This is a genomic window from Nonomuraea sp. NPDC059194, assembly GCF_042754765.1.
Lineage (GTDB): Bacteria > Actinomycetota > Actinomycetes > Streptosporangiales > Streptosporangiaceae > Nonomuraea.
Map to the genome: position 1 here is coordinate 1 of NZ_JBHZBH010000003.1, position 22,101 is coordinate 22,101.

Genomic DNA, 22,101 nt, shown 5'->3' on the forward strand with positions numbered 1-22,101 from the left:
AGGGCCAGCCATCCTTCATCTTCCGTGCAGCAGCACGACAGCAGTCGTCTCCTACCGCATGACGACTCCTCTCCGCGCGTGGCGCAACAATGCCGGGAAGTTAAGCGGGATGCGACCTTGTCAAGGAGGTCGCGGAAATGGCGAAGCTCCGGTAGGACGGGGATCGACCAAGATCTCTTACTACCGGAGCTTCGTTATGGAGCAGTCTGCCATGTCGGTGGCTGGCCGTGTGTTTGTCCCGGCTCATGTGGGTGCGTTAACTGATCAGCTTGCGTCGGAGCTGGTTGATGAGGTGCTGGCCAGTACGGCTCGGCGGGAGCGGCGGGTGCATCTGCTGCCTGCTCGGGTGATGGTCTTCTTCGTGCTGGCGATGACCTTGTTCCCGGAGCGGGGTTATGGCGGGGTGTGGGCGGCGGTGTGTTCGGCGTTGCGGTCGGTCATCAATGCGGTGCCGAGTGCGTCGGGGTTGCGGCAGGCGCGGGCCCGGCTGGGCAGCGCGCCGTTGCGGGAGTTGTTTGAGCGGATGCGCGGGCCGGTGGCGCCGGCTGGTCTGCGTGGGGCGTGGTGGCGCGCGATGCTGTCTCCACCGTGAACGGTCAAGTCGGCAGTATCCCGTTCGTGCGGCTGCAACTCGTACTCGCGCCGATCGTCGAGTCATGTCGCCGGCTGCTCGGTTCCCCGGTTCCCCAGGCGCTCCTTCCCGACTTGAGATCAGTCGCCGCCCAGGCATACACGCTCTCCGGTCGGTTCGCTTTCGAGACCCGAGACGACGAAGCCTCCAGGGCGTTGTACACCGCGGCGACTGACGCAGCGAGCGGTCTGGGCGCACCATGGCGCAGCGCAGTCGTCCGCATGAGTCATGCGCTCGTCACGCTGTATTCGACGCCCGGCCTTGATGTCGCGAAGGAACTCGTGAACGCAGCGGTGCGCGATGCCCGAGCTGGCGAGAGCGTGACGATCCGGGCTCGGGCACATGCCCTGCAGGCGGAGATCGCAGCCCGAGCAGGTCAGCAGAAACACGCGCAGACTGCGCTCGCCCTCGCTTGGTACGACATGGACAGAGGCCACGATGGAGATCCGGCGTCCAGCTCGTTCTCACCTGCCCATCTTCGTGGCTTTGAGGGCATCGCGAACTTGTACTCCGGCGACTTGTCCAAGGCGCACGACTACTTCGCCCGCTCTGCCGAGTCGCTGGCGGCGCCTCGTGAACGCGTGCAGCGAGCGATTGTAGCGACCGATCAGGCCATAGCCCGTAATCGCCTCGACGACCCGCGTTCGGGTGCCGAGTTGCTGCACGGGTGCATTGATGCCGTGTCCGAAACCGGTGGCAGAGTTGCCGCGATCCGGCTGCGTCGTGCGCGCCATGATCTGCACCCGTGGCGTCGCGAGGATTTCGTGGCGGACCTCGATGACCATTTGATCGAGTCGTTCGGTGCTTAGCCAGATCGCGTGCTAGGGCGACGTGACCGTAGTCGCTGGTCGCTGATCTGGACCCCGCTGCGGGTTGACGATGCGGCGGAGCAAATGGTGTGGCTGGCCGGTGCCGTCGTAGGTGATGCGTGTGACTTCGAGGAGGGGACTGCAGCGGCTGGCCTTGAGCTTGGATACTGCCTTCGGGTCGGCCGTGCGGATCCGGTGCGACGTCCCGCTGGACGACCTCTCGATGTCGAAGGCGTCCGCGTCGTATCTCTCCTTTGATTTCGTCGATGACTAGCAGCAGCGTTTGCGGGTCAGTTTGGACAGCGCTCAGGGCCGGTGCAGTCGAGAAATGTCGGTGAGAAGTAGCAGCGCTGAAGGCTGTAGATCCGGCCTCGGGGAGCAATGGAACAGTGGTTGGCGTTAAGCATTGACCGACGTCATGGACGCCGTTGACGGCGGGCGTTCCCGCCGGTTACCCGTGCTTGTCCGGTTCGGCGTCGGCGAAGGCGCGGTATCCGCCGAGATCTCGGGCTGGGCGAGGACGTCGCCGCGGTGTACGACTCGGACCGGACCCGGGGCCATCATCGGATGCTGATCCGCCGGCGTAGCGAGGTCGTGTCGGACATTCAGCAAGACCGCCGTCGTCATCACCGCGAAGTCCGCCGGGCGCAAGGTCTTCGGCCTCGCCACCGCAGACGTCCGTCTCCCTTGACCTCTTGCGCGTCAGTCCGGCAGCCAGTGCAGCTCGTGCGCCAGGGTTTTGGCGACGGCACGGATGCGGCGGTGAAGCGGCGACTGCTCGCGTGGGAGGACCAGGTGGATCGTCAGGCTGGGCGCGCCCCGCAGCGGTCGCCAGGTGAGACCGGCCGGTTGTGCCGTGACCGCGGCTTCTCCGGCCGGGGCGAGGGTGACCCCGTCGCGCAGGTCGCGCTGAGACATGTCGAAAGAGACTGCGGGCGTGTGGAATCGGGGGTGTGGTCGGGTGTCTCGGAACAGTGCGGACAGCTGATCGTGGATCACGGGGTTGGCCGCACGGTCCGGGAGTCGCAGCGGATACGCGGCCGCGTCGGCGATCTCGATCTCCGGGTATTCGGCCAGCGGATGGTGCTGCGCCAGCTGGACCCCGACGCGCATACGCCGCAGCAGGAACCGGCGCACGCCACGGCCAGGCTGTTCACCGCGGGTGATCCCGGCATCGATTCGGCCGTCGGCGACCGCGGGGGAGATCTCCGGTGTCGCCATCGGGACCGCGCCGACCTCGAGTCCGCTGTTGCCGCGAATCAGCCTGTCCACCAGGGCCGGTGCCGTCTCGGCCCCGGCGCTGAGGCTGTATCCGATGCGCAGCGTGCCCAGTTCACCGGCCGCCGCGCTCCGGGCGGTGTCCCATGCCCGGTCCAGCGCCGCCAGCGCGGGCGGCGCGGACTCCGCCAAAGCCGCACCGGCCGTGGTCAATACGACGCTACGCGTGTTGCGGACCAGCAGGGCCGTACCGAGTTCCGCCTCCAATCGGCGCATCCGGGCGCTGAGTGCGGGCTGTGCGATACCGATCCGTGCGGCCGCGCGGGTGAAGTTCAACTCCTGCGCCAACACTAGGAAGTACCGCAGGCTCACCGTATCCGGCGCCACGCGCCCTCCCTGCCGATTGATAACGATCCGTTCTGAGTCTATCCCGTACCGGTCTTTCCCTCGACCGCACATCAAGCCCTAACCTGCGCATATGACGATTCAACTGACCGCAGTACCCGTCGCCGGGATCGATCGATTTGAGTGTCAATTCGAAGTCGGACGTGTCCGGCCCAACACAGGAGGTTTCCATGGCTAAGGGCTACTGGGTCAGTGTCTACCCCGCCATTTCCGACCCTGAGAGGCTGACTGCCTACGACAAGCTGGCCGGTCCGGCTGTCCGGGCTGGGGGCGGGCGCGTCCTGTCCGTTGGCGGTCGAGTCGTCGCCCACGAGGCCGGAATCACGCAACGCGTCGTTCTGATCGAGTTCGACAGCTTTGAACAGGCCGTCGCGGCATACGAGAGCGAGGCATACCAGAAGGCGCTGGTGGCCCTCCCCGACGGCGTCGAGCGCGACTTCCGCATCATCGAAGGCATCGACTGACCGGCGGGCCCAGCCATCGCTGAGCATCCGTCACCGAGAGGCCCCATCTCCTCGGCGCGCTGCGATGATGGCCGACCGGGAGGATCAGGTAAAGATCGTTCGTCCTCGGCTTCGCCTGCGGGCGCTCCATCTTGACCTGATCCTCCCGGTCGGCTGTTAGGCCCTTGTCCGAGGGAGGCGGGGGGAAGATGGGGATTAGCCTGCTGCGGCCTTCTGAGCGGTCGCGGCTTGGGCTTGCGTTTTGGCCCACCGGTAGGAGTGGGTGCCGGTCTCGATGATGTTGCCACCATAGGTCAGGCGATCGACGATGGCCGCGCAGAGCCGAGGCTCAGTGAATGTCTTAGTCCATCCCGAAAACGCCTCATTTGAGGCAATCGCCACGCTGTTGCTCTCCTCTCTCTCGGTCAGAACCTGGAACAACAATTCGGCCCCGTGTCGATCGAGCTCCATGTAGCCGAGCTCGTCGATGCAAAGGAGGTCGACCCGGCCGTAGCGGGCGATGGTCTTGGTCAGCATCTTCTCATCGGCGGCTTCGACCAGCTCGTTGACCAGCTTGGCGGCCAGCGTGTATCTGACCTTGAACCCGGCCATCGCGGCCTCGGTGGCCAGCGCGATGAGCAGGTGGGACTTGCCCGTCCCGGAGTCGCCGATCAGACACAGCGGCAGGTGTTTGCGCACCCAGTCGCTGGTGGCCAGCGTGTTGATGACGGCCGGATCGATGTTGGAGTTGGCGTCGAAATCGAACTCGCGCAGCGACTTCTGCCGCGGGAACCCGGCCATTTTGATGCGCCGCTCGGAGGCCTTGCGGGCGCGGTAGTCGCATTCGGCCATCAACAGCTCGGCCAGGAAGCCGAGGTAGCTCATCTGGTCGCGTGGTGCGGCGGCGGCCAGGTCGACGAACTGTCCCTTGATGGTCGGCAGGCGCAGCTTCTGGCAGGCCTGGTAGATGGAGGCCTCAGCCGCTTCCTCGGTGATCCCGCGGCGGTGGAAGGTGGTCATGGCGGTTCTCCCTCGGAGGCGGGCTGCGCGCCGCCGGAGCGGCGGCGCAGCAGTTGGTCATAGGCGGCCACAGATGGCAGCGGCCGGGTATCAGGTGGCAGTTGTGCCAGCCGCTTGCTGGTCAGCGAGATCACAGCGGGCTCATCCAGCCATGCCAGGTGTTCGGGGCGGGGTGGAATTGGGCCAAGATTGGGAGGCTCGTCGGCTTGGGCGATCTTGCGGGCCTCCATCGCGACGACGTCCGCGCTGAGGGCGCCCACCGTCAGCGCGGCGGCGATGCCCGCGACCACGTGCTGGTGAGCCATGTGCCGGTGGAGCAGCAACACCTCGATGAGCTCACGGGTGCCGTCGGCCTCGCCGTGGGCCTTGCGCGCTGCGGCCCACCAGGCTTCGTGGGCAGGGGTGAAGGTGCCGGCCTGGCGGGCCTGTTCCAGCGCGGTGGCTCCGGCCAGCGCGCCGGGTTTGTGCACCAGCGCCTCCAGGTAGTGGTCGAGCTCGAGCCGGGATCCGCCTTTAGCGATCAGCCGCTCGTGCCGGGCGACCTCCACCCTTTGGTGGTAGACGACCAGGTGGGAGGCGAACAGCATCACGCGCACCGGGTGGCCGGCGAGCCTGATCGGCACCGAGTAGCGATTGGTGCGCACGGCTATCTGCCCGTGCAGGTTGACGCGCGGGGTAAGCAGGCGGCCGATCTCGAACGGTTCGATCGACAGCGGCGCCAGCAGCGGCTGCTCGACGGCGAAGCGTTTCACCGATGGTCTGGGTGCGCATCCGGATCCGGCGCCGCTCGTCCTGCCGATCCCAGCCGTCGATCGCCGCGTTGAGCTCGGCTATCGAGTTCATTTCAGGCACGGGGACCAGATGGTTTCTGCGGAAGTAGCCGACCTGGCCTTCCACGCCGCCCTTCTCGTGGGCGCCTTCCAGGCCGGGGCGGCAGTAGAAGGCCTCGATCCCGGCCCAGCTGCGGAAGGCGACCCAGCGTTCGCTCTCGATCCGCGCCCGGGAAAAGCCCAGTATCTTGGCCACTGTCGGCTTAAGGTTGTCATAGCGAACGTGGCCGAATGGCACGCCTCCCAGCAGAGTCATCGCGTGCACGTGGCCCTCGAAGAACGCCTCCTGCGAACAGGTCAGGAACATCCTTCTCCGCACCAACGGTGATCGGCACTCGTTCGTTCTATTGGCTGTCAGCAGGCTCGATGTCGATCACGACCATCTTGTCGAAGCGGTAGCCGTCGAGGTCGGGCAGATTCCAGCTCTCGCCTGGTCTGATCTGGTGGAACCTGAAGGTCGCATTGGTCTCGTTCGCGCTCAGGATGCACCGCACCGGGCTGGGCGGGTCGAGCGTGTAGACGCGCTTGCTGAACTCCAGGGCGAACGCGACACCGTGCAGGAGCAGGGTCTGCTGATCCTCTTCGCTGATAACCGGTGCGTCATCGACGGTGGCAACCTCCACCGAGACGAAATCCTCCAAATGGAAGGAACTGTCAGAGCACTCCCAGGCGGTGAGGTCCGGGAAGAACGAGGGCGCGTCTGCGGCTCCTCCTGTGGAGTCGGCCCAGGTCAGGACTTCTCCGAGCCGAACTATGCCCCGTGCCGCGCGTTCTCGAAGATCCGGCGAGAGGCCACCAGGCGGTGCAAAGGCTCCCAGACCATTCGGCAACCTGAGCGCCTTCACCGCGGCGTCGTTCATTTTCAGGGAAAGCACGCCACCCATGATCGCAGTGAAGCCGCCGCATGAGCACGGCGACAAGAATCGATGGCCGGAGGTTCTCCGCGCTAACAAATGATCTTGCAGCCGCTTTAGGAGAGCGACTCGATGCCCATTTCATCCCGAGATACCCTCATGTGCAGCTTGTCGGCTTGCTGCTTCTTCTCGGCGATGTGGCGCAGGCTCTCCTCGAGGGCGGCGACCTCGCCGAGCCAGTGCATGCGCTGGGCCTCGGCCAGCCGCTCTCGCGTGTTGTCTTCGATCTGCAGCAGGCGAGGGACTTGGGCCAGATTCAGCCGGAGCATCGGACATCGGACACAAGCGTGTTCGTGCTGGCAGGGCGTGCCGTAGGGACGGTGGCAGGTGCCGAGGGCGACCTTGCGCAGGCTGAAGTGATCACGAAACTCGGTCCACTCGGCGTCGGTGGGTTCGCGATACTCCTCGCTCGGCCGCTGGCCGCGCCGCTCGGCGACGAACTGCCGATAGTGGCGGATCACCTCGGCGGGATAGACCGCGACGTAGCCCTGCGTCGTGTTGAGGTCGAGGTGGCCCAGAAGCCTGGCCGCGATGTGGATCGGCAGGCCACTGTTGACGGCTTCGGTGGAGAAGACTCTCCGGAAGTCGTGCGGAGTGAATCGCAGCGGCGTGCCATCCACCTCAACGATGCCCGCGCGGCTGGCCGCCCGATTCAGGAGATCTCGGATCATGTTCGCTGAGATCGCCTGGAGCCGGCCCTGCCAGACCCGCTGGAACAGGTGAGGTAGCGGCGGGCCGAAGATCCGCTCGTGGCTGTCGTAACGCGCCAGCACCGGTACTCGACCGTCCGTGCCCTTGATGCGGCGGATGATGCGTGCGAGCACGGCCACCAGTTCGGGGTCGGCGGGAATGACGCGTTCGATGTCGGTCTTGGACGGGCTGATCTGCAGCAGCGGGCTCATCTCGCCCGTGGGGGCTTGGTATTGCCGCAGGCTCAGGTGGGTCAGCTCCAAGAGCTCTTCGATGCGCACGCCAGTGCGGCGCAGGATTTCGACGGCTGCCCAGGTCCAGAAGGCGACGTCTTGGGCGACCTCGATGTCGAAGCGCGGCCCCGGCTCGTCTAGCGGCTGTGCCAGGAGTCGGACCGGTGGCGCAAGGCCGGGCCGGCGCGGGCCGACCCGCAGGTAGCGGGCTTGGTCGAAGTCGAACTCCTCCCCCGGTGACGTCGCGCGGGCGATGTCGAGCATCCGGGTCATCGTATCCAGGTGCTGCTCACAGGAGTGCACCAGCCGCGGCAGGGCGGGCGCGAGCGCACGGGTGCGTTCGGCCATCCGGGCCCGGCGTTGCCGGGTCTCCTTGATGTAGCCGCGGATGTCGTTCTCGCTGATCGGACAGGGCGCGGCCCATTCCGCCCAGCGGCTGGGGTCCTCCAGGGACCACTGGAGGAGGTCGAGATAGAACGAGCGGACCGCCAAGAGGGCGGCGTGGAAGTTGCGGCGTGGACGGCCGTCGGAAAGCAGACGGACGCGCTGTTTCCAGGCGTGTGCCACCTCGTCGGGCAGGCGGAGCGAGTCGATGCCAGGGTGGTGGGCTTCCAGATCGGCCCAGAACACGTTGGCCAGCATGTGAGCCTGGTTGTCCAGCGAGCCGTAGTCGAGGACGGCGGAGCGTTCGATCAGGTAATGGACAATGAGGTCGCGGATGGGCTGGCACCGCAGCATGTAGCGGTCCACCATCTCGGCGACTGTGAGCTGTCCGCGGGCCTGGAGGTGCCGCCAGGTTGAGGGCGCGTCGGCCAAGCCACCGATCTCCCGCAAGAGCTCGTAGGCGAACGGGACGCAGGAGACCTTTCGGCCAGCGGCTTTGCGTGCCACGGTGTAGGCGGTGAAGTCGCCCAGGTTCAGCTCCAGCGGGCTCTTGCCGGTGGCGATGGCCATGCGCGTCAACACATTCAAGGCCTCGAGCTCGTGCTCGGAGAAGCGTCTGCGCCGAGCGCGTTCAGCCAGCTCAGCAAAGCAGTCGATGTGATTGAGTCGCCGGTAGGTGCCATAGACGCCCAGCAGGCGGCTGCTGAACATCCAGGTGTAGGCGGGGCGGATCGCGCGCAGGGCGATCATCAGGCCGAGCCCGGTGGTGATCCGGTTGCGCCATCGAGGTGTGAGGTTGGCGGGCCCCCACGACCGGCCGGCGGCCTCGGCTCCGCTCAGCTGCCAGCGCTCGTGCCAGGTCTCGCCAGGGAAAGTCTCCAGCCAGTCCAAGACGATGGTCATCGCTTCGCGCCGACGCCAGCGTTCACGAGGGATCGTCTCGCCGAGCTCGTCCAGGGCGAGTTGAAAGAGTTCCTGCCGCGATGCGTTCTCCCGAGCAATCGGACGCGGCGCGGTCGGCCCGCCCGTGGAGCGCGGTGGGGTGAGCAGGTCTGGATCGCGGTGGCTGGCTGGGGTGCGGCCGACGCGGCCATGACGAGCGGCCATCAGGTCTGCCCGAAGACATCGGCCAGGTCGTCCGGGTTGTAGTCCCATCCGGCCAGGGGGCGCGGTTCCGGTTTGGGGCGGACGTAGTGCTCGTGCACCTTGGCGATCACCTCGTCTTGCTGGGGGCGCAGATAGAGGCCGGTGGTGGTGATGTTGGCGTGGCGCATCACCTGTTGAGCGTCGACGAGGGTGATGTTCGGGTCCGCGACGAGGCGCAGGCAGAGCGTGTGCCGCAGGTCGTGAACGGTGACGTTCGTCCCGATCGTCTGGTTGATGCGGTTGAGCAGCGCGCGCAGCGCGGTGTAGGTCAGCGGCCGTAAGGGCCGACGCCGAGTCCACCACAGGGCCTCACCGGGCCCGGGGCGGTGGCCTTGTGTGGCGAGTTCGCCGAGATAGAGGGCCACCCACGCGAACGCCTCCGGTGAGGCCGGGCAGGCTTGCTTGGCACCGCCCAGACCCTTGGTCTGCACGAAGATCCGCCCATCACCTGGCCGGAGATCGCCGACGGTCATACCCAACAGTTCGCTGGCGCGCGCTCCGCTGGTGAGAAACATGTGGAACAGGGCGCGGTCACGGTTGCAGCCCAGCTGGACGAACAGATCGTCCAGCACATCATCGGGCACCGCTCGAGGCTGCAGCTGAGGCTGTTTCTGCCGGTAGGCGCCACGGCGATGCAGTTGGAAGGGCTCCAGCGGGTTGTGATGGGCATTGGGTCGCTGGCCATAGCGTGATGGAGGCGGCACGGGCGAGATGATCGGGCCTCGACCCGCCTGTCGGTGGAAGTCGTAGAAGGCACGGATGACGGACAGAGCGTGGTTGATGGTCGCCGGCGCATATTGGGCGCGCAGGTAGGCCTTGCCAGTGCGAGCGTTCACCGACCCAGGAGGAGGTCCTGCAGGATCGCGTCGATCTCGGGCCGGGTTGTGCGCGGTGCGCAGCCACAGGACGAAGTCGCGCACCTCGGCTCGCTGCGCCCGCTCCCAGTCGACGTCGACCGCGGTCAGAAAGCGGAACCAGCGCAGCAGGTCATAGCCATAGGACCGGCACGACGATCTACTGTTGCCGGACGCCAACAGATCGCGGAGGAAGGCGTTGACGGCGTCGACGGGTTCACCAGTCTCGTCGACGAAGCACCATGGCAGAGCCGGGTCGTCGGTGGGATCGACGGAGCCGATCCTGGGCACGATGAGCGACGCCACATCGCGCTGGATCTCCTTCGCGTCAGGCTCCTCCATCGTGACCTCACCCTCCCGGTTGATGAGGACGAAGCCTGCCGTACCGGCCCACGCTGTGCCCCGTGATCGAGCCAGAAGCCAGAGTTAGTGCGGTCAATAGGTCGATGGCTGGCCTTGCCCGACCACGACAGCCTGAAGGAGAACAGGTAACACCTAGTGAGCTCGCCGGCCAGGCGGATCCACACGTCGCCGAAGTCCACCTCGGCCTCAGCCCCGGGATGATGGCTCTGTTCGATGAAACACCTGCGGCGGTGCCCGGCCTGCCTCTAACCGAATCTCCGGGCGGCGCTTGCGGACGTATTCGCGCACCATCCCGTACGACACCTCGTCGGCGCTGTGCTCCTCCAGCAGCCGGTCGAAGATGCGCTTGGCGGTGTGCTTCTGCTTGCGCGGCGCGTCGAGGTCGGCGCGCAGCATCTGATCGATCACCGGTTTGAACGGATCCAGCCGTGATGCACGCGCAGGCAGCGGCTTGCGCGGTGTCGGCCAGACCGAGGCAAGGGCCTTCTCGATGGTGCGGAAGCCCACGCCGTACTTGCGCTGCAAGGCCCGACTCGCTAACCCTGCGCGGGAATCGCGGCGGATCGCCGCGTACAACTCGACCTTGGATTTCGAGTGCACCAGCGCCCCCTCACTCTGCGGCGCACACTCATCGTCCCACCGCAAGCCCAAGAGCGCTGCTACTTCTCAGCGACATCGCTTCCCGCTCAAAACGATCGCTGTCACAACTGACCGACAGACGCTGTCGCTACTCGCCTACGTAACCACTCCTTGGATACGTATGTCTGGTCAAGGCACACGAGCTGGCCACCGATGTCGCCGCGCTCCTCTCAGGTCACGATGAAGGGAGCAGGGGCAGGACTTGGGCGACCTCCTCGGTCGCGGCCTCGATGCGCGGAGCGTGGGGTAGGTGGCCTGTGCTGCCGACTCGGCGAGCGTCGCCACGTTCGTGCCGACGCTGCTCGTCGTCGGCGCCATCACGATCTTCGGCATCAACACCGCCGAGTTCGGCCGGGACATCAAGAAGAGCTGGCAGCAGACCATGACGGCCAACGTCGAAGGAGACCGCAAGTGATCCCCTGCTCCTGCTCCTGGCCGGGCTCATCACCGCAGCGCTGGTGAAGCGCCCCCACGCCCGCGCAGCCACCGTGCGAGACCACTGACCAGGCGAAACGTCAGAATGAGCAGCGTGAGGCGTACCGCGCGATGCTTCTCTACATGCACGTCGTTCACCACCCCCGTGGACGCAACCAGCCCGCTGATCTTGTACCATGCCGGCTCAGCGGGACCTGGCATGTCAAAGGAGAGGGCGGGATACGGCGCCTTCGGTGCCTCGAACCGCGTGACCGGAGGAGCCGATGCTGGGATGACGGCAGAGCGACCGATGCCCACACAGGACGACGTGCTCGGGTACTTCAACACGCTGTCGAACTGGGGACGGTGGGGCGACGACGACGAGCTCGGCACCCTCAATCACATCACCGACGACGTCCGGCTGGCGGCGGCGCGGGCCGTACGCCACGGCAGGAGCGTGTCGTGCGCATGGGAAGTTGCCGTACCGGAAGACATGGAGCGGTCGACGACGACGTGCCCGTGCGCCGCCGACATGCCGGGTGCCGAGGACATGCCGGTGCCCGGATTCCGCGCCGACCGACGCTGGGGCTTTTCGTCTGAGCGACTCGGCATCACGTTCCACGGCAACACCCTCACCCACGTCGACTCGCCGTGCCACATCTTCTGGGACGGCACGATGTACAATGGGCGGTCGCATTCGTTGGTCGACGCCGCAACGGGATCGGCGTGGGCGGCCGTCACGGCGGCGGCGAACGGGATCATCACGCGTGGTGTCCTGCTGGACATTGCGAGGGTCCGCGATGTGCCATGGTTGGAACCGGGGCAGGGTGTGTTCCCCGACGATCTCGAAGAGGCCGAGCGTCGCCAGGGTGTACGGGTGCGACCCGGCGACGCGGTACTCCTGCGGACCGGCTATGGCCGCGTCCGGCACGAGGCCGGTGCGGCCAGCGGTTTCACGCAAGCTGGCTGGCACGCGTCCTGCCTGCCGTGGCTGCATGAACGGGAGGTTGCGCTGATCGGCGCTGATACCCCCCAGGACGTTCAGCCGTCGGGGTACGAAGACGTGTTGATGCCGGTTCACGCCGTGAGCCTCGTCGCGATGGGTCTGTGGATGCTCGACAACTGCGACCTGGAGGTGTGCGCGACGACGGCTGCCGAGCTCGGCCAGTGGGACTTCCACCTCGCAGTCGCGCCGGTCCGCTTCGCCGGTACGTCCGGCAGCCCAGTCAACCCGATCGCCACATTCTGACCGCGGTTCACGAGGGGGTGCGACGCCATGAAGGACCCGGCCCGCACCTGGAGCGCGGTCGTGGTCGGTGAGGACACGCCGTGCTGGTCGAGAACCAGGCGGAGGCGGAGGCGGAGACCGCAGCCGCCCTGATCGGCACCGTGATGATCGTGGGAATCGCGGCGAATCGCCGCGTACAACTCGACCTTGGATTTCGGTTGCACCAGCGCCCCCTCATCCTGCAAAGCACACTCATCGTCCCACCGCAAGCCCAAGAGCGCTGCTACTTCTCAGCAACATCGCTTTCCGCTCAGAACGATCGCTGTCACAGCTGATGTCCTGTGGCAGCGAACCTTGAGCTTGTGTCATCGAAGGTTGAGCGGCTCAGGGCGCCCTCTGGGATTGGGGTTCGCCCTGATCGCCGGTCGGCGTCTTTATCTGGATACGCGCTTCCTCGACCTGGCGCATGATGCGTTCCGCACCGCAGGCCTCGGCGGTGACGTACGCCTCCTTCGCCAGTGCCAGCGCGTCGTCACGACGGCTCTGTGCAGCGGCGATGTAGATCAGCCCGACCTGATTGGCCGCGACACCGGCCAAGTGCCCGATCTCCCGGCGCAGCCGCACCGAATTCTCCAAAAGCTTCCGCGCAGCATCCAACTGGCCCGCGGAATGCTCCGCTATCCCCAGATGCCGAAGCGCCTCAGACTGGGTAGCCCGGTCTCCGGCCTGCGTGGCCAATTCGTATGACTGCTCAAGAAGGGGAACGGCTGTCCCGACATCACCACGTACGACCTGGTGAAAGCAGCCCACCCAGAACAGCGACTCGGCTTCGCCAGTCGCATCACCGAGCAATCGATACAGCTGCGTCGCGCGCTCGAACAAGGCCAGCTCGAGCGGATCTTCGCGCCCTCCTTCCAGAAACCGCGCGTGCAGGATCCGGCCCCGAGCCAACGCAAGATCCGCCTCGACCTTGTCCAGCTCCCGGTCCGCTTCCGCCAGCACACCGACATCGCCTGTGTAGACAGCGCGCTCGTATAAGAGCCTGGCCTGCTCGATACGTTCTTCAACGCCCATCCCGCTCACCTCGTCTCAGTCCTCGATGGTTCAGCACTGCTCCCCTGTCACGCTATGACGACACCGTACGCCGGCAATCTTGACAAGATCGAGCTCCGCGATGAAGTCAGAACATGATCAATGACGGTCGCGGCTCGCGGTCGTGGATTGAGTGCAGCACCACCCGGAGCCGCTCAGACATCGATGCCACAAGTTCAAGGTTCGCTGTCACGGGACAGCTGACCAACAGACGCTGTCGCTACTCGTCTACGTAACCAACCGGGGAGGGCTTCGCGCGGGCGCTGCGCAGGCCGAGGTCGAATTCCACAACGGGTTCTCGGCCGCGGACCCGCTACGAGCAGGCCCAGCAGGCGGGCCTCGACAGCGGCCGGTTGCGTGCTACGACGCGGGATGCCCAGAGGACGGGAGTACTCCATCCGTCCATGTGCACGACGGTGTGGACGGGGTAATCCGGTGGCCTTGAGCTTCGGGACCCACGATCATGGCCGCATGTCGCCGAGTGCTGTGGATCGTGCGCGTCAGCTGTGGGTGGACCTTGCTCGTGTCCCCGTCGCGTTTCCGTTGCGTGGGGAGGTGAGTGTGGCCGTGTCTCCCGAGTCGCGGCTGTGCCCGCCCCAGTGGACGGGCATCGTCGCGCTGGACGGGGCGATCCTGGCCACGGTGCCCAACCCCGGCCTGATCGATACCGTGCGGGGCGCGCTGCTCGATCACGTCGCGGAGGCGGCCATCGACCTTGCTCGGCTCCAGACGACGCTGCCCGCCCGAGACGTCATGGGCCCGGCGACGCTGGCGTACCTCGATGACCAGGACTTCGTCGCCGCCCACGCCAACACCGAGGTCGAAAGCCTGGCGGCGGATCACCGTGACGTCCGCGCACTGCTGGCCTCGGTGGAGGAGCAGGACGCGGACGAGAGCGGTCTCGCGGCGATCACCTCGGCGGCGTTCGTCGTCCGTCAGGGGCAGAAGGTGATCGCCGCTTCCGGATATCGGCCATGGCTGATGTCGACGGCACAATTGTCTGTCTTGACCGCTGTCGGGTATCGGGGCCGTGGCTTGGCGAGTGTTGTGGCCTCGGCGGCGGTGGCGGATGCGCTGGCGAACGGGTTGCTGCCGCAGTGGAGGGCGCGGGTGGAGCCGTCGCGTCGGGTCGCCCATGCACTCGGTTTTCGAGAGTACGGCTCGCAGATCAGCTTTCGGCTCGCCCACTGACCAAGCGGCGATAGGTCAGCCGTCGTAGCAGGGTTTCGGCCGGGCCGCGATGTCCGATCCGGCGCATCCATTCCGCCAGCAGGACCGACACAGCCCAGCTCGCGACGGCGATGCCGAAGGCGGCGGCGACGCTCAGGTCGTCCCGCAGGTCCAGGGTGAACGGGTAGAACAGCGCCACCCACACCATCGACTGGAACAGATAGAACGTCATCGACCGCTGGCCCAGCGCCGCGAGGGCCACGGCGAGGCGGCCGGGGTGGCGCCCGATCCTGATCGCGACCAGGCCGACGGCGGCGGCCAGGCCGATCCCGCCGACGTAGCCGGTCAGGGCGTGCGCGGTGGCGACCGCCCAGGACATGGACGTGGACGTGGTCGGCCACAAACCGGTCAGCGCCATCGGGAGCCTGCCCACGACGGACACCCCGATGCACGTCACGGCGACCCGGCGGAGCAGCGTCGCGTGCCGTTCCGGCTCGTCGAGGACGCGCCGCCGGGCGGCCCAGATGCCCAGGAGCATGCCGGGCACCACCACGACGGTGGAGACGGCCGTCTCCACCGGCCAGGACAGCATGCCGGAGACGACATGGGAGACGACGTCGGGAGCCATGGCCTGCGCCATGGTCATGGGCCGCCCCGCGGCCGCGAAGGACTGCGCGATCGTGCTCTGCCAGGCGATCAGGGCGGTGGCGGGGACGAGGGTCAGGAGGCTCGTCCACCACAGCACCGTGTCCCTGGCCCGCACCAGCGGCCCGAGCAGAAGCAGCGTCAGCCCGTAGACGGCGATGATGTCGAACGGCACGAGCAGCACCGCGTGCGCGAAACCGATGACGATCAGCCAGAGGCTTCGGCGTCGCAACAGGTTCCTGGTGGAGGGCCAGTCGTGCTGACGTTGGGCGAGCTGGCCCAGGCCGTACCCGAAGAGGAAGACGAACATGGCGCGAGCCTGGTTCTCGGCGAAGAGGGACCTGACGAACTCGGCGGCCTTGTTGAGTACGGCGGGCCCAACGGTCCAGTCGCTGACGAACCCCGGCGCGTGCGCGAGCGCGATCAACAGCAGCATGAAGCCGCGGGCCAGGTCGGGGGCCAGGGACCGGTGGGTGACGGTGGTGGGGTTCATCCGCGTCACCCGATCCGCTGGAGGGCCTTCTCGCGGCGCGCGGCCACGCTCGAACCCGACTCCCTGCGTGCCATCCTGCGCAGCACGATCGGCGCCACGACCAGGCCGAGTACGGCCCAGCCGCCCAGCACCCCGATGGTTTCCAGGTGCCGCCACGACTGGCCGATCTCGATGGCGACCGCCGCGTCCGGCAGGAGGGCCGAGCGCATGCCGAGGCCGAGCCAGTAGAACGGGAAGACCTGGGCGATCCCCTGCAGCCACTCCGGCAGCGAAGTGATCGGGTAGAAGACGCCGGAGATCGCGATCAGGCCGAGGATCGGGAGCTGGATCAGCCCTTGGCCGCGGGCGCTGGTGAACACCGAGCCCAGCACCGCGCCGATCGGCAGGGTCGCCACCATCCCCAGCGCCAGCACCCAGATCAGGGTCAGCCAGGAGCCCGGGCTGCCGACGGCGAGGCCGGGGATGATGAGCATGCCGGGGATCAGGAAGATCGTCAGGTCGGCGACCAGGCCGCCGGACACCGAGATGATCTTGCCGACGAGGTAGCCGCGCACGCCGTTCGGGGTGGCCTTGGCGCGCAGCAGGGTTCCGTCCTCACGGTCGGCGGTGAGCTGCTGGCTCATGCTGACCATGCCGAACGCGGCGTTCATCCCCAGGACGCTCGGCAGGGCCAGCGTGCCGAGCAGGAGCCCGGTGGACTCGAACGCCGTGTCCCGCAGGAAGAACATGACGGCCAGCATCAGTCCCGGCCAGAAGAAGTGCGCCCACAGCTCCGCGCCGTTGGTGAACGACTGCCGCAGTTCGATCAGACCGCGGCTCCAGCCTGCCATCATCGGGTCGCCTCTCTCAGCTCGTGACCGGATTCGGCCTGGCGCACCAGTGCCAGGTAGGTCTGCTCCAGCGAGGCCCGGTGGACTTCGAGCTCGCCGATGGCCTCGCCGTGCTGGATGAACAGGTCGTGCACGAACCTGGTCGACTCGGTGGTGGAGTGCGTGAAGCGCTGACCGTCGCGGGTCCAGCGCACCTCGTCCTGGCCGGCGATGCGCCGCGCCAGCTCGCCTGCCGAGCCGTCGGCGATGATCCGCCCGCCGTTCAGGATGACGATGCGGTCGGCGAGCTTCTCCGCCTCGTCCAGGTCGTGGGTGGTGAGCAGGATCGTGGTCTCGTGGCGGGCGGCCAGGCCGCGTACGAGGTCGTGGAACTCGTGCCGGGCCCGCGGGTCGAACGCGGCGGTGGGCTCGTCCAGGAACAGCAGTTCGGGACGGCCCACGATGCCGATCGCCACATCCAGCCTGCGTCGCTGCCCGCCGGACAACGTCCTGATCTTCTTGTCGGCGTGCTCGGCCAGGCCGACCGCGTGGATGAGCTCGTCGGTGTCCCACGGCCGCCGGATCGAGGCGGTGGAGTAGGCGGCGTAGTAGCTGCCGAGGTGGGCGAGCAGTTCGCGCACCCGCCACTTGCCGTGGTCGCGCCAGGACTGCAGGACGATGCCCAGCCGGGCCCGCCACCGCTCGTCGCCGTGGGCGGGGTCCGCGCCGAGCACCTCGACCCGGCCGGCCGACCGCATCCGGAAACCTTCCAGGATCTCGATCGTGGTGGTCTTGCCCGCGCCGTTCGGCCCGAGCATAGCGAGCACCTCGCCGTGGCGAGCTCGGAAGGTCACGTCGTGCAGGATGTCGTTCGAGCCGTAGCGCATGCGCAGCCCGTCGACGTCGAGGACGATGTCCTCGCCAGTTGTCATGATCTCTCCTTGCGTGCGAAACGCGTCGATCGCAGGACGATGTGGGCATGCCGGGGGCCCGGCCCGCGAGGCCGTGAGAAGGCGTCGCGTGGCCGGGGCTGGTGGCTGCCTCAAGGGGAAGTGGCTTCTACCGGAGACGGCGGAGCCTGAGAGTAGGCCTGTCGCGCTGTGCTCGCGGCGGCAGGTCAGTCGAAGGTGCAGGTCAGCGCGAGGGCGCGGCGCGGGCCAATATCGCGGGCGGAGGCCGCGGGCGAAGGTAGCGGGCGCAGGTCGCGGGCGGAGGTTCGCGAGCCTGGTGTCGCCTGGCGTCGGAGGAGGGAGGCCTGGTGTCGGGAAAGGGGGCAACAGCCTCGCTAGGCGTCGTTGGAGATCGTGTGCAGGACGCTCGCCGTCAACTCGGCCACGTCGACCCCGGCCAGGGCGAGGGCGCGCGGCACGGTGCCGACCTGGGCCTGCAGGATGCCGAGCAGCACATGCGCGGGCCGCAGGTCCCGTTTGCGGTAAACGGCCGCCAAGCGTTCGATGGCGAGCTTGACCGATGCGCCCAGCTGCGTCGGGGGTTCGAGCGGGTAGCTCGGCCGTGGGAGATCGAAGGCGGCGAGGGACACTCCCGCCGCGGCCAGGCTGTGCTCGAACTCCCGGTCCAGCGCGTCGCGGATCGCCTGGTGATCGAGCCCGGCCGCGGTCAGGAGCTCATGGGTGGTGGTCTCTCGTTCGGCGGCGATCGCCAGCAGGAGGTGGTGTGCCTCGATTGTCGCCGATCCGTCGCGTTGGGCCTCGTACCCTCCCTGGTCGATGATCGTCTGGAGGTATCTGTCGAATGTGGACATCGTCAGCGCCTTCTCAGCGTGACGCCTGCGGCGATGAGCCGTTTGGCGTGCTTCTTGTGGACGGCCTGGCGCGTGACACCGAGCGCCTCGGCGACCTGCGGCCAGCTCCAGCCCGCTCGCATGGCCTGTTCGACGGCGGCGGCCTCGATCTGGTCGGCCAGGCGTCGCAGCGCCGCCACAGCCGCCAGCGCGTCCGCGGGCTCCTGGGAGGCGGGGATCTCATCAGCGGGCATGCAAGCAACTCTAGTTGACTAATTCGCGATTAGTCAACGCGGGTTGCTACCCGGACGGCCGGTACCGTTGGGTGGGTGAGCAAGCTTCCCGCCGCCCCAGAACCGCTGTCCGCGCCCGTCTTCGACAGTCACTGCCACCTCGACATCATGGTCGGCAACCGGCAGGCCTCCTCGGGCGACCCCGTGGCGCAGGCCGCGCAGGCGGCCTCGGCCAGCGTGGAGAGCATCCTGGCCGACTCGCGTGCGGTGGGCGTGACCACGCTCGTCACGATCGGCTACGACCTGCCGTCCTCGGTGTGGGGAGCGCGGGTCGCCGCGGCCCACCGCGACGTCTACGCGGGCGTGGCGATCCACCCGAACGAGGCCCACGCGGCCACGCCCGAGGTGCTGGCCGAGATCGAGGCGCTGGCCGGCGAGCCCGACGTGCGGGCGGTCGGCGAGACGGGGCTCGACTACTACCGCGACTGGGCCTCGAAGGACGACCAGCACGCCAGCTTCCGCGCGCACATCGAGATCGCCAAGCGGACGGGCAAGGCGCTGGTCATCCACGACCGCGACGCGCATGACGACGTGCTGAAGGTGCTGGCCGCGGAGGGGGCGCCGGAGCGCGTGGTCTTCCACAGCTACTCGGGAGACGCCGAGATGGCCAAGAAGTGCGTCGAGGCCGGATATTTCATGTCCTTCTCCGGTCCTGTGACGTACAAGAACGCCGGCTACCTGCGCGAGGCGGCCAGGGTGGCGCCCAAGGAGCTGATCCTGGTCGAGACCGACGCGCCGTACCTGCCGCCGGTCCCGCACCGCGGCAAGCCCAACGCCCCCTACCTCATCCCGCTCATCCTGCGCTGCCTGGCCGAGGTCAAGGATCTGCCCGTCGACGAGCTGTGCGCGGCAGTGACCGCCAACGGAGAGGCGGTCTTCGGCATCTCCGGGTGAGGTGCTGTTTCAGCCGCTCGCCGACGCGCCGAACTCGGCGCCCTTCGGCGGCCTGAGCTCCTGCACGCTGTCTTCGTTGCGCCCCGCCACGCCCGCCGCGCCGTACGGCGGAGCGTCGGGAGCGCCGGCGACCACGCGGTTGCCCGCGAACGCGACCGACCAGCCGAACCTGCCGCCCTGCGCGGGCACCAGCAGCCGCTCGGCGGCGCTGTCACTGCCCGACAGGATCCGCACCGCGCCCTTGCCCCCGGCGTACGGCGCGCCGACCGCGAGCCTGCCGTCCTTCGAGGCGGCCAGCGAGAAGCCGAAGTTGCCCTCGCCCGTCACCTTCCTGGTCGGTTTGCCAGCCGTGTCGAGGAACTGCACGAAATTGGCCTGCGGCGCGCCCACCGCGATGCCCATGCCCTCCACGTAGGCCACCGCGTAGCCGAACCTGTCGCCCGCCTGGTTGTCGGACGGCGCCCACTTGACGCCCGACGGCTTCTGCGCGGTCACGTCGGCGATGATGCTCACCGAGCCCGAGTCGAGCCTGCCCTGCCCGCTCTGGACACCCTTGCCGTCGTCGTTCTCGTACGGCACGCCGACGACCAGGCTGTTGTCCTTGCCGAAGGCCAGCGCCCAGCCGTACTGGTCGCCCACCTCGGGGTTGCCAGGCACCTCCTGCGGCTCCTGGCTGATCTTCCGCAGGGTGCCCTCGCCCTGGCGGACGTAGACCGCGCCCGTGTCGGCCAGGTCGCCCAGGTCCTCGTACGGCGCGCCCACCGCGAGCAACGTGCCCTTCGCCGCCACCGACCACCCGAAGTGCGCGTCGGCCTGCGGCTCCGGCGAGGTCAGCGCGGTGATGAGCCCCTTGCTGCTCAGCAGGTAGGCGACGCCCGCGTCCTGCAGGCCCTCCACGTCGGCGTACGGCGCGCCGACCAGCAGATCGGCGCAGCCGTCGCCGTCGACCTCCGCCATGGCCACCGACCAGCCGAACCCGTCGTTCTCCTTGAGAGCGGGCGGCGTGACCGAAACGATCGCGTCGTCCGACACCAGATGGACCGAGCCGGGGCCGTCGAAGGGATCGCCCACGACCACGTCGCCGGTGCACGCCCTCGCGGCGGCCGCACCACCCGCGTTGGCCGGGACCAGGGCGGCGGCGAGAAGGGCGGCGAGGAGCAGTCGAGTCATGACAGTCGCACCTGTATTTCCTTTCCGCCCTGCAGCATGGTCCCGGACAGGACGGCCGGCATCCGCTGCGGCGGCAGGTCGAACACGAACGTCCCGTCGATCCGCCCACCCGGCGGGATCGAGTCGGGAAGCGCGCTGGACAGGGTCGTGGCCTGGTGGCCCGCGCCCCTGTCGTCGAGCAGCGTGACGGACGGCCTGCCGATGGGGCGTGCCGTGCCCCCGGGATTCACCATCGTCCACTTGACCACGCAGAACCGGCCTGAGGTGGGCTGGCTGCCGCCGTACTCGGTCAGGCCGCACTCGGGCCGCTGCGCGACGATCACCTGCGGGTCGTCGAAGCCCGCGCCCAGCGGGAAGCGTTTGCCGACGTCGCTGACGGGGGCCGGCTGGGCGGTGCCGCCGCCACCGCTCGTCGGTCGCACGGGGGGCGCGGGGGATGGGCTGGTGGCGATCAGGACCGCGATCGTGACCAGCAGCGCCACCGCCGCCGCGATCGCCGGGATCAGCCAGTGTCGCTTCCGCGGCCCAGGGGGTTGAGGGGGCTTGACAGGCGGGATGGCGGCGAGCGTCGCCGACAGCACCTCGGTGGCGTCGGGCTCGTTGGCGACGTTGGGCGGCGGCTGCCACGTCTGGCCGAGGACGTCGTCGCAGACCACCGTGGCCGGGTCGGGCGTGGGGACGCGCCCGCCGACCAGCGCGATCAGCAGGTCCTGCGCGGACGGCCGGTGGAGCGGGTCCATCGCCGTGGCCTGCCGTACGAGCTCGTTGAGCGGCGCGGGCAGCGCGCCGAGATCGGGCGGCTGGTGCAGCACCCTCGTCGCCAGCGTGATCGCGTCACCGCGGCCGAACGGATGGCGGCCGTTACCCGCGAACGCCACCAGGCAACCCCACGCGAACACGTCGGCCGCGGGCGTCACCTGCTGGCCGCGCACCTGCTCCGGCGCCCACCAGCCGGGACTGCCCAGCAGCTCGCCCGACAGCGTGAAGTTGCTCTCACGGTCGAGGGCGCGGGCGATGCCGAAGTCGATCACCCTGGGCCCCGACATCGACAGGATGACGTTGGCCGGCTTCAGGTCGCGGTGCACGAGCCCCGCCACGTGGATCGCGGCCAGCGCCGCCGCCACCCCCAGCGCCACGCCGTGCAGCGCGGCCGGGTCCAGCGCGCCGTACTTGGTGATCTGCTCCGACAGCGGCACGCCCGAGATGTACTCGGTCACCATGTACGGCCGGCCCGCGCCGTCATTGCCGTTGTCGAGCACCTGCGCGGTGCAGAACGACGCCACCCTGCGCGCGTTGTCCACCTCCGCGTGGAAACGCGCGTTGAATCCCTCCTGGTTGGCGAACTCCGCCTTCACCACTTTGACGGCGACAGGACGACCGGTCGGCGCGATCGCCAGGAAGACCGTGCCCATACCGCCCTCGCCGAGCCGCCCGAGCAGGCGATACGGCCCGATCTCGCGCGCGTCGGCGGGACGCAGCGGTCTGGCGCCCGTCGGCTCCATCAGGGACGTCCCTTCGTCGTTCACACCATCCTCCCTCCTCCTACCTGGTTCTTCGTAGCGTCGTGGATGCT

The 22,101-nt window shown here is 68.0% G+C and carries 23 protein-coding genes; 8 read left to right on the forward strand and 15 right to left on the reverse strand.

All coding sequences use genetic code 11. From position 1 onward, the window contains the following. Positions 1–196: 196 nt before the first annotated feature. Both ACFXJ8_RS05330 and ACFXJ8_RS05335 read left to right on the forward strand, forming a co-directional pair. On the forward strand, positions 197–592 hold the full coding sequence (locus ACFXJ8_RS05330; protein ID WP_379642569.1) for a transposase domain-containing protein: 396 nt from the start codon (positions 197–199) through the stop codon (positions 590–592). 26 nt (positions 593–618) lie between these two features. Then, positions 619–1,440, forward strand: coding sequence for a hypothetical protein (locus ACFXJ8_RS05335; RefSeq protein WP_379642570.1), 822 nt, complete (start codon positions 619–621; stop codon positions 1,438–1,440). A 702-nt stretch (positions 1,441–2,142) separates the two neighbouring features. On the opposite strand, the gene ACFXJ8_RS05340 is transcribed toward ACFXJ8_RS05335, so the two are convergent. Continuing rightward, entirely contained in the window at positions 2,143–3,045 is a 903-nt protein-coding gene (locus ACFXJ8_RS05340; protein ID WP_379642571.1) for a LysR family transcriptional regulator, read from the reverse strand. 188 nt (positions 3,046–3,233) lie between these two features. On the opposite strand from ACFXJ8_RS05340, the gene ACFXJ8_RS05345 reads away from it, so the two are divergent. Further along, the gene (locus ACFXJ8_RS05345; protein WP_379642572.1) at positions 3,234–3,527 is read left to right on the forward strand and encodes a DUF1330 domain-containing protein; all 294 of its coding nucleotides are present in this window, start codon (positions 3,234–3,236) and stop codon (positions 3,525–3,527) included. Between the two features lie 195 nt (positions 3,528–3,722). Here the strand turns inward: ACFXJ8_RS05345 and istB are convergent, their stop codons facing one another. The 6 genes from istB to ACFXJ8_RS05375 form a co-directional block, all read right to left on the reverse strand. Continuing rightward, positions 3,723–4,526 carry an IS21-like element helper ATPase IstB gene (istB, locus tag ACFXJ8_RS05350; protein WP_379642573.1) on the reverse strand — a complete coding sequence of 268 codons (804 nt, stop codon included), beginning with the start codon at positions 4,524–4,526 and terminating at the stop codon, positions 3,723–3,725. Continuing rightward, complete coding sequence (locus ACFXJ8_RS05355; RefSeq protein ID WP_379642574.1) at positions 4,523–5,278, reverse strand: hypothetical protein; 756 nt, start codon at positions 5,276–5,278, stop codon at positions 4,523–4,525. The genes istB and ACFXJ8_RS05355 overlap by 4 nt, the downstream gene beginning before the upstream one ends. Positions 5,279–5,700: 422 nt before the next feature. Further along, positions 5,701–6,240, reverse strand: coding sequence for a hypothetical protein (locus ACFXJ8_RS05360; RefSeq protein WP_379642575.1), 540 nt, complete (start codon positions 6,238–6,240; stop codon positions 5,701–5,703). 86 nt (positions 6,241–6,326) lie between these two features. Continuing rightward, entirely contained in the window at positions 6,327–8,684 is a 2,358-nt protein-coding gene (locus ACFXJ8_RS05365; RefSeq protein ID WP_379642576.1) for a tyrosine-type recombinase/integrase, read from the reverse strand. Then, the gene (locus ACFXJ8_RS05370) at positions 8,684–9,919 is read right to left on the reverse strand and encodes a tyrosine-type recombinase/integrase (RefSeq protein ID WP_379642577.1); all 1,236 of its coding nucleotides are present in this window, start codon (positions 9,917–9,919) and stop codon (positions 8,684–8,686) included. The genes ACFXJ8_RS05365 and ACFXJ8_RS05370 overlap by 1 nt, the downstream gene beginning before the upstream one ends. Positions 9,920–10,126: 207 nt before the next feature. Beyond that, the gene (locus ACFXJ8_RS05375; protein ID WP_379642578.1) at positions 10,127–10,540 is read right to left on the reverse strand and encodes a hypothetical protein; all 414 of its coding nucleotides are present in this window, start codon (positions 10,538–10,540) and stop codon (positions 10,127–10,129) included. 289 nt (positions 10,541–10,829) lie between these two features. On the opposite strand from ACFXJ8_RS05375, the gene ACFXJ8_RS05380 reads away from it, so the two are divergent. From ACFXJ8_RS05380 to ACFXJ8_RS05390, 3 genes are all read left to right on the forward strand, one after another. After that, complete coding sequence (locus ACFXJ8_RS05380; RefSeq protein ID WP_379642579.1) at positions 10,830–10,994, forward strand: hypothetical protein; 165 nt, start codon at positions 10,830–10,832, stop codon at positions 10,992–10,994. 291 nt (positions 10,995–11,285) lie between these two features. Further along, a complete protein-coding gene (locus ACFXJ8_RS05385; protein WP_379642580.1) occupies positions 11,286–12,242 on the forward strand; it encodes a cyclase family protein in 957 nt (318 codons plus the stop codon). Positions 12,243–12,322: 80 nt separating this feature from the next. Then, the gene (locus ACFXJ8_RS05390; RefSeq protein ID WP_379642581.1) at positions 12,323–12,556 is read left to right on the forward strand and encodes a hypothetical protein; all 234 of its coding nucleotides are present in this window, start codon (positions 12,323–12,325) and stop codon (positions 12,554–12,556) included. A gap of 49 nt (positions 12,557–12,605) precedes the next feature. Here ACFXJ8_RS05390 and ACFXJ8_RS05395 read toward each other — a convergent pair whose 3' ends face one another. Next, positions 12,606–13,295 (reverse strand): tetratricopeptide repeat protein, encoded by a 690-nt coding sequence (locus tag ACFXJ8_RS05395; protein WP_379642582.1) that lies wholly within the window; start codon positions 13,293–13,295, stop codon positions 12,606–12,608. Positions 13,296–13,748: 453 nt separating this feature from the next. On the opposite strand from ACFXJ8_RS05395, the gene ACFXJ8_RS05400 reads away from it, so the two are divergent. After that, complete coding sequence (locus tag ACFXJ8_RS05400) at positions 13,749–14,504, forward strand: GNAT family N-acetyltransferase (RefSeq protein WP_379642583.1); 756 nt, start codon at positions 13,749–13,751, stop codon at positions 14,502–14,504. Here ACFXJ8_RS05400 and ACFXJ8_RS05405 read toward each other — a convergent pair. The 5 genes from ACFXJ8_RS05405 to ACFXJ8_RS05425 all read right to left on the reverse strand — a co-directional run bounded on the left by ACFXJ8_RS05405 (position 14,482) and on the right by ACFXJ8_RS05425 (position 18,425). Then, positions 14,482–15,621: a DUF418 domain-containing protein gene (locus ACFXJ8_RS05405; RefSeq protein ID WP_379642584.1), complete on the reverse strand. Its 1,140-nt coding sequence runs from the start codon at positions 15,619–15,621 to the stop codon at positions 14,482–14,484. The two genes, ACFXJ8_RS05400 and ACFXJ8_RS05405, sit on opposite strands and share 23 nt — an antisense overlap. A gap of 5 nt (positions 15,622–15,626) precedes the next feature. Then, entirely contained in the window at positions 15,627–16,454 is an 828-nt protein-coding gene (locus tag ACFXJ8_RS05410; RefSeq protein WP_379642585.1) for an ABC transporter permease, read from the reverse strand. Continuing rightward, positions 16,451–17,362, reverse strand: a complete 912-nt coding sequence (locus ACFXJ8_RS05415; RefSeq protein WP_379642586.1) for an ABC transporter ATP-binding protein — start codon at positions 17,360–17,362, stop codon at positions 16,451–16,453. The genes ACFXJ8_RS05410 and ACFXJ8_RS05415 overlap by 4 nt, the downstream gene beginning before the upstream one ends. Positions 17,363–17,715: 353 nt before the next feature. After that, positions 17,716–18,192 carry a Clp protease N-terminal domain-containing protein gene (locus tag ACFXJ8_RS05420; RefSeq protein ID WP_379642587.1) on the reverse strand — a complete coding sequence of 159 codons (477 nt, stop codon included), beginning with the start codon at positions 18,190–18,192 and terminating at the stop codon, positions 17,716–17,718. Positions 18,193–18,194: 2 nt separating this feature from the next. Continuing rightward, positions 18,195–18,425 carry a hypothetical protein gene (locus tag ACFXJ8_RS05425; RefSeq protein ID WP_379642588.1) on the reverse strand — a complete coding sequence of 77 codons (231 nt, stop codon included), beginning with the start codon at positions 18,423–18,425 and terminating at the stop codon, positions 18,195–18,197. A 75-nt stretch (positions 18,426–18,500) separates the two neighbouring features. Between ACFXJ8_RS05425 and ACFXJ8_RS05430 the strand changes: the two genes are divergently transcribed. After that, the gene (locus ACFXJ8_RS05430; RefSeq protein ID WP_379642589.1) at positions 18,501–19,358 is read left to right on the forward strand and encodes a TatD family hydrolase; all 858 of its coding nucleotides are present in this window, start codon (positions 18,501–18,503) and stop codon (positions 19,356–19,358) included. Positions 19,359–19,367: 9 nt separating this feature from the next. Here ACFXJ8_RS05430 and ACFXJ8_RS05435 read toward each other — a convergent pair whose 3' ends face one another. Both ACFXJ8_RS05435 and ACFXJ8_RS05440 read right to left on the reverse strand, forming a co-directional pair. Further along, a complete protein-coding gene (locus ACFXJ8_RS05435) occupies positions 19,368–20,528 on the reverse strand; it encodes a hypothetical protein (protein WP_379642590.1) in 1,161 nt (386 codons plus the stop codon). Beyond that, positions 20,525–22,054 carry a serine/threonine-protein kinase gene (locus tag ACFXJ8_RS05440; RefSeq protein WP_379642591.1) on the reverse strand — a complete coding sequence of 510 codons (1,530 nt, stop codon included), beginning with the start codon at positions 22,052–22,054 and terminating at the stop codon, positions 20,525–20,527. Before ACFXJ8_RS05440 ends, ACFXJ8_RS05435 begins: the two co-directional genes overlap by 4 nt. Positions 22,055–22,101 lie beyond the last annotated feature (47 nt).

Bases quoted from the DNA above. Each gene is read 5' to 3' on its own strand.
- ACFXJ8_RS05330 (WP_379642569.1), top strand. From the start codon at position 197: ATGGAGCAGTCTGCCATGTCGGTGGCTGGCCGTGTGTTTGTCCCGGCT.
- ACFXJ8_RS05345 (WP_379642572.1), top strand. From the start codon at position 3,234: ATGGCTAAGGGCTACTGGGTCAGTGTCTACCCCGCCATTTCCGACCCT.
- istB (WP_379642573.1), bottom strand. From the start codon at position 4,526: ATGACCACCTTCCACCGCCGCGGGATCACCGAGGAAGCGGCTGAGGCC.
- ACFXJ8_RS05360 (WP_379642575.1), bottom strand. From the start codon at position 6,240: ATGGGTGGCGTGCTTTCCCTGAAAATGAACGACGCCGCGGTGAAGGCG.
- ACFXJ8_RS05365 (WP_379642576.1), bottom strand. From the start codon at position 8,684: ATGGCCGCTCGTCATGGCCGCGTCGGCCGCACCCCAGCCAGCCACCGC.
- ACFXJ8_RS05370 (WP_379642577.1), bottom strand. From the start codon at position 9,919: ATGGAGGAGCCTGACGCGAAGGAGATCCAGCGCGATGTGGCGTCGCTC.
- ACFXJ8_RS05385 (WP_379642580.1), top strand. From the start codon at position 11,286: ATGACGGCAGAGCGACCGATGCCCACACAGGACGACGTGCTCGGGTAC.
- ACFXJ8_RS05395 (WP_379642582.1), bottom strand. From the start codon at position 13,295: ATGGGCGTTGAAGAACGTATCGAGCAGGCCAGGCTCTTATACGAGCGC.
- ACFXJ8_RS05405 (WP_379642584.1), bottom strand. From the start codon at position 15,621: ATGAACCCCACCACCGTCACCCACCGGTCCCTGGCCCCCGACCTGGCC.
- ACFXJ8_RS05410 (WP_379642585.1), bottom strand. From the start codon at position 16,454: ATGATGGCAGGCTGGAGCCGCGGTCTGATCGAACTGCGGCAGTCGTTC.
- ACFXJ8_RS05415 (WP_379642586.1), bottom strand. From the start codon at position 17,362: ATGACAACTGGCGAGGACATCGTCCTCGACGTCGACGGGCTGCGCATG.
- ACFXJ8_RS05420 (WP_379642587.1), bottom strand. From the start codon at position 18,192: ATGTCCACATTCGACAGATACCTCCAGACGATCATCGACCAGGGAGGG.
- ACFXJ8_RS05425 (WP_379642588.1), bottom strand. From the start codon at position 18,425: ATGCCCGCTGATGAGATCCCCGCCTCCCAGGAGCCCGCGGACGCGCTG.
- ACFXJ8_RS05435 (WP_379642590.1), bottom strand. From the start codon at position 20,528: ATGACTCGACTGCTCCTCGCCGCCCTTCTCGCCGCCGCCCTGGTCCCG.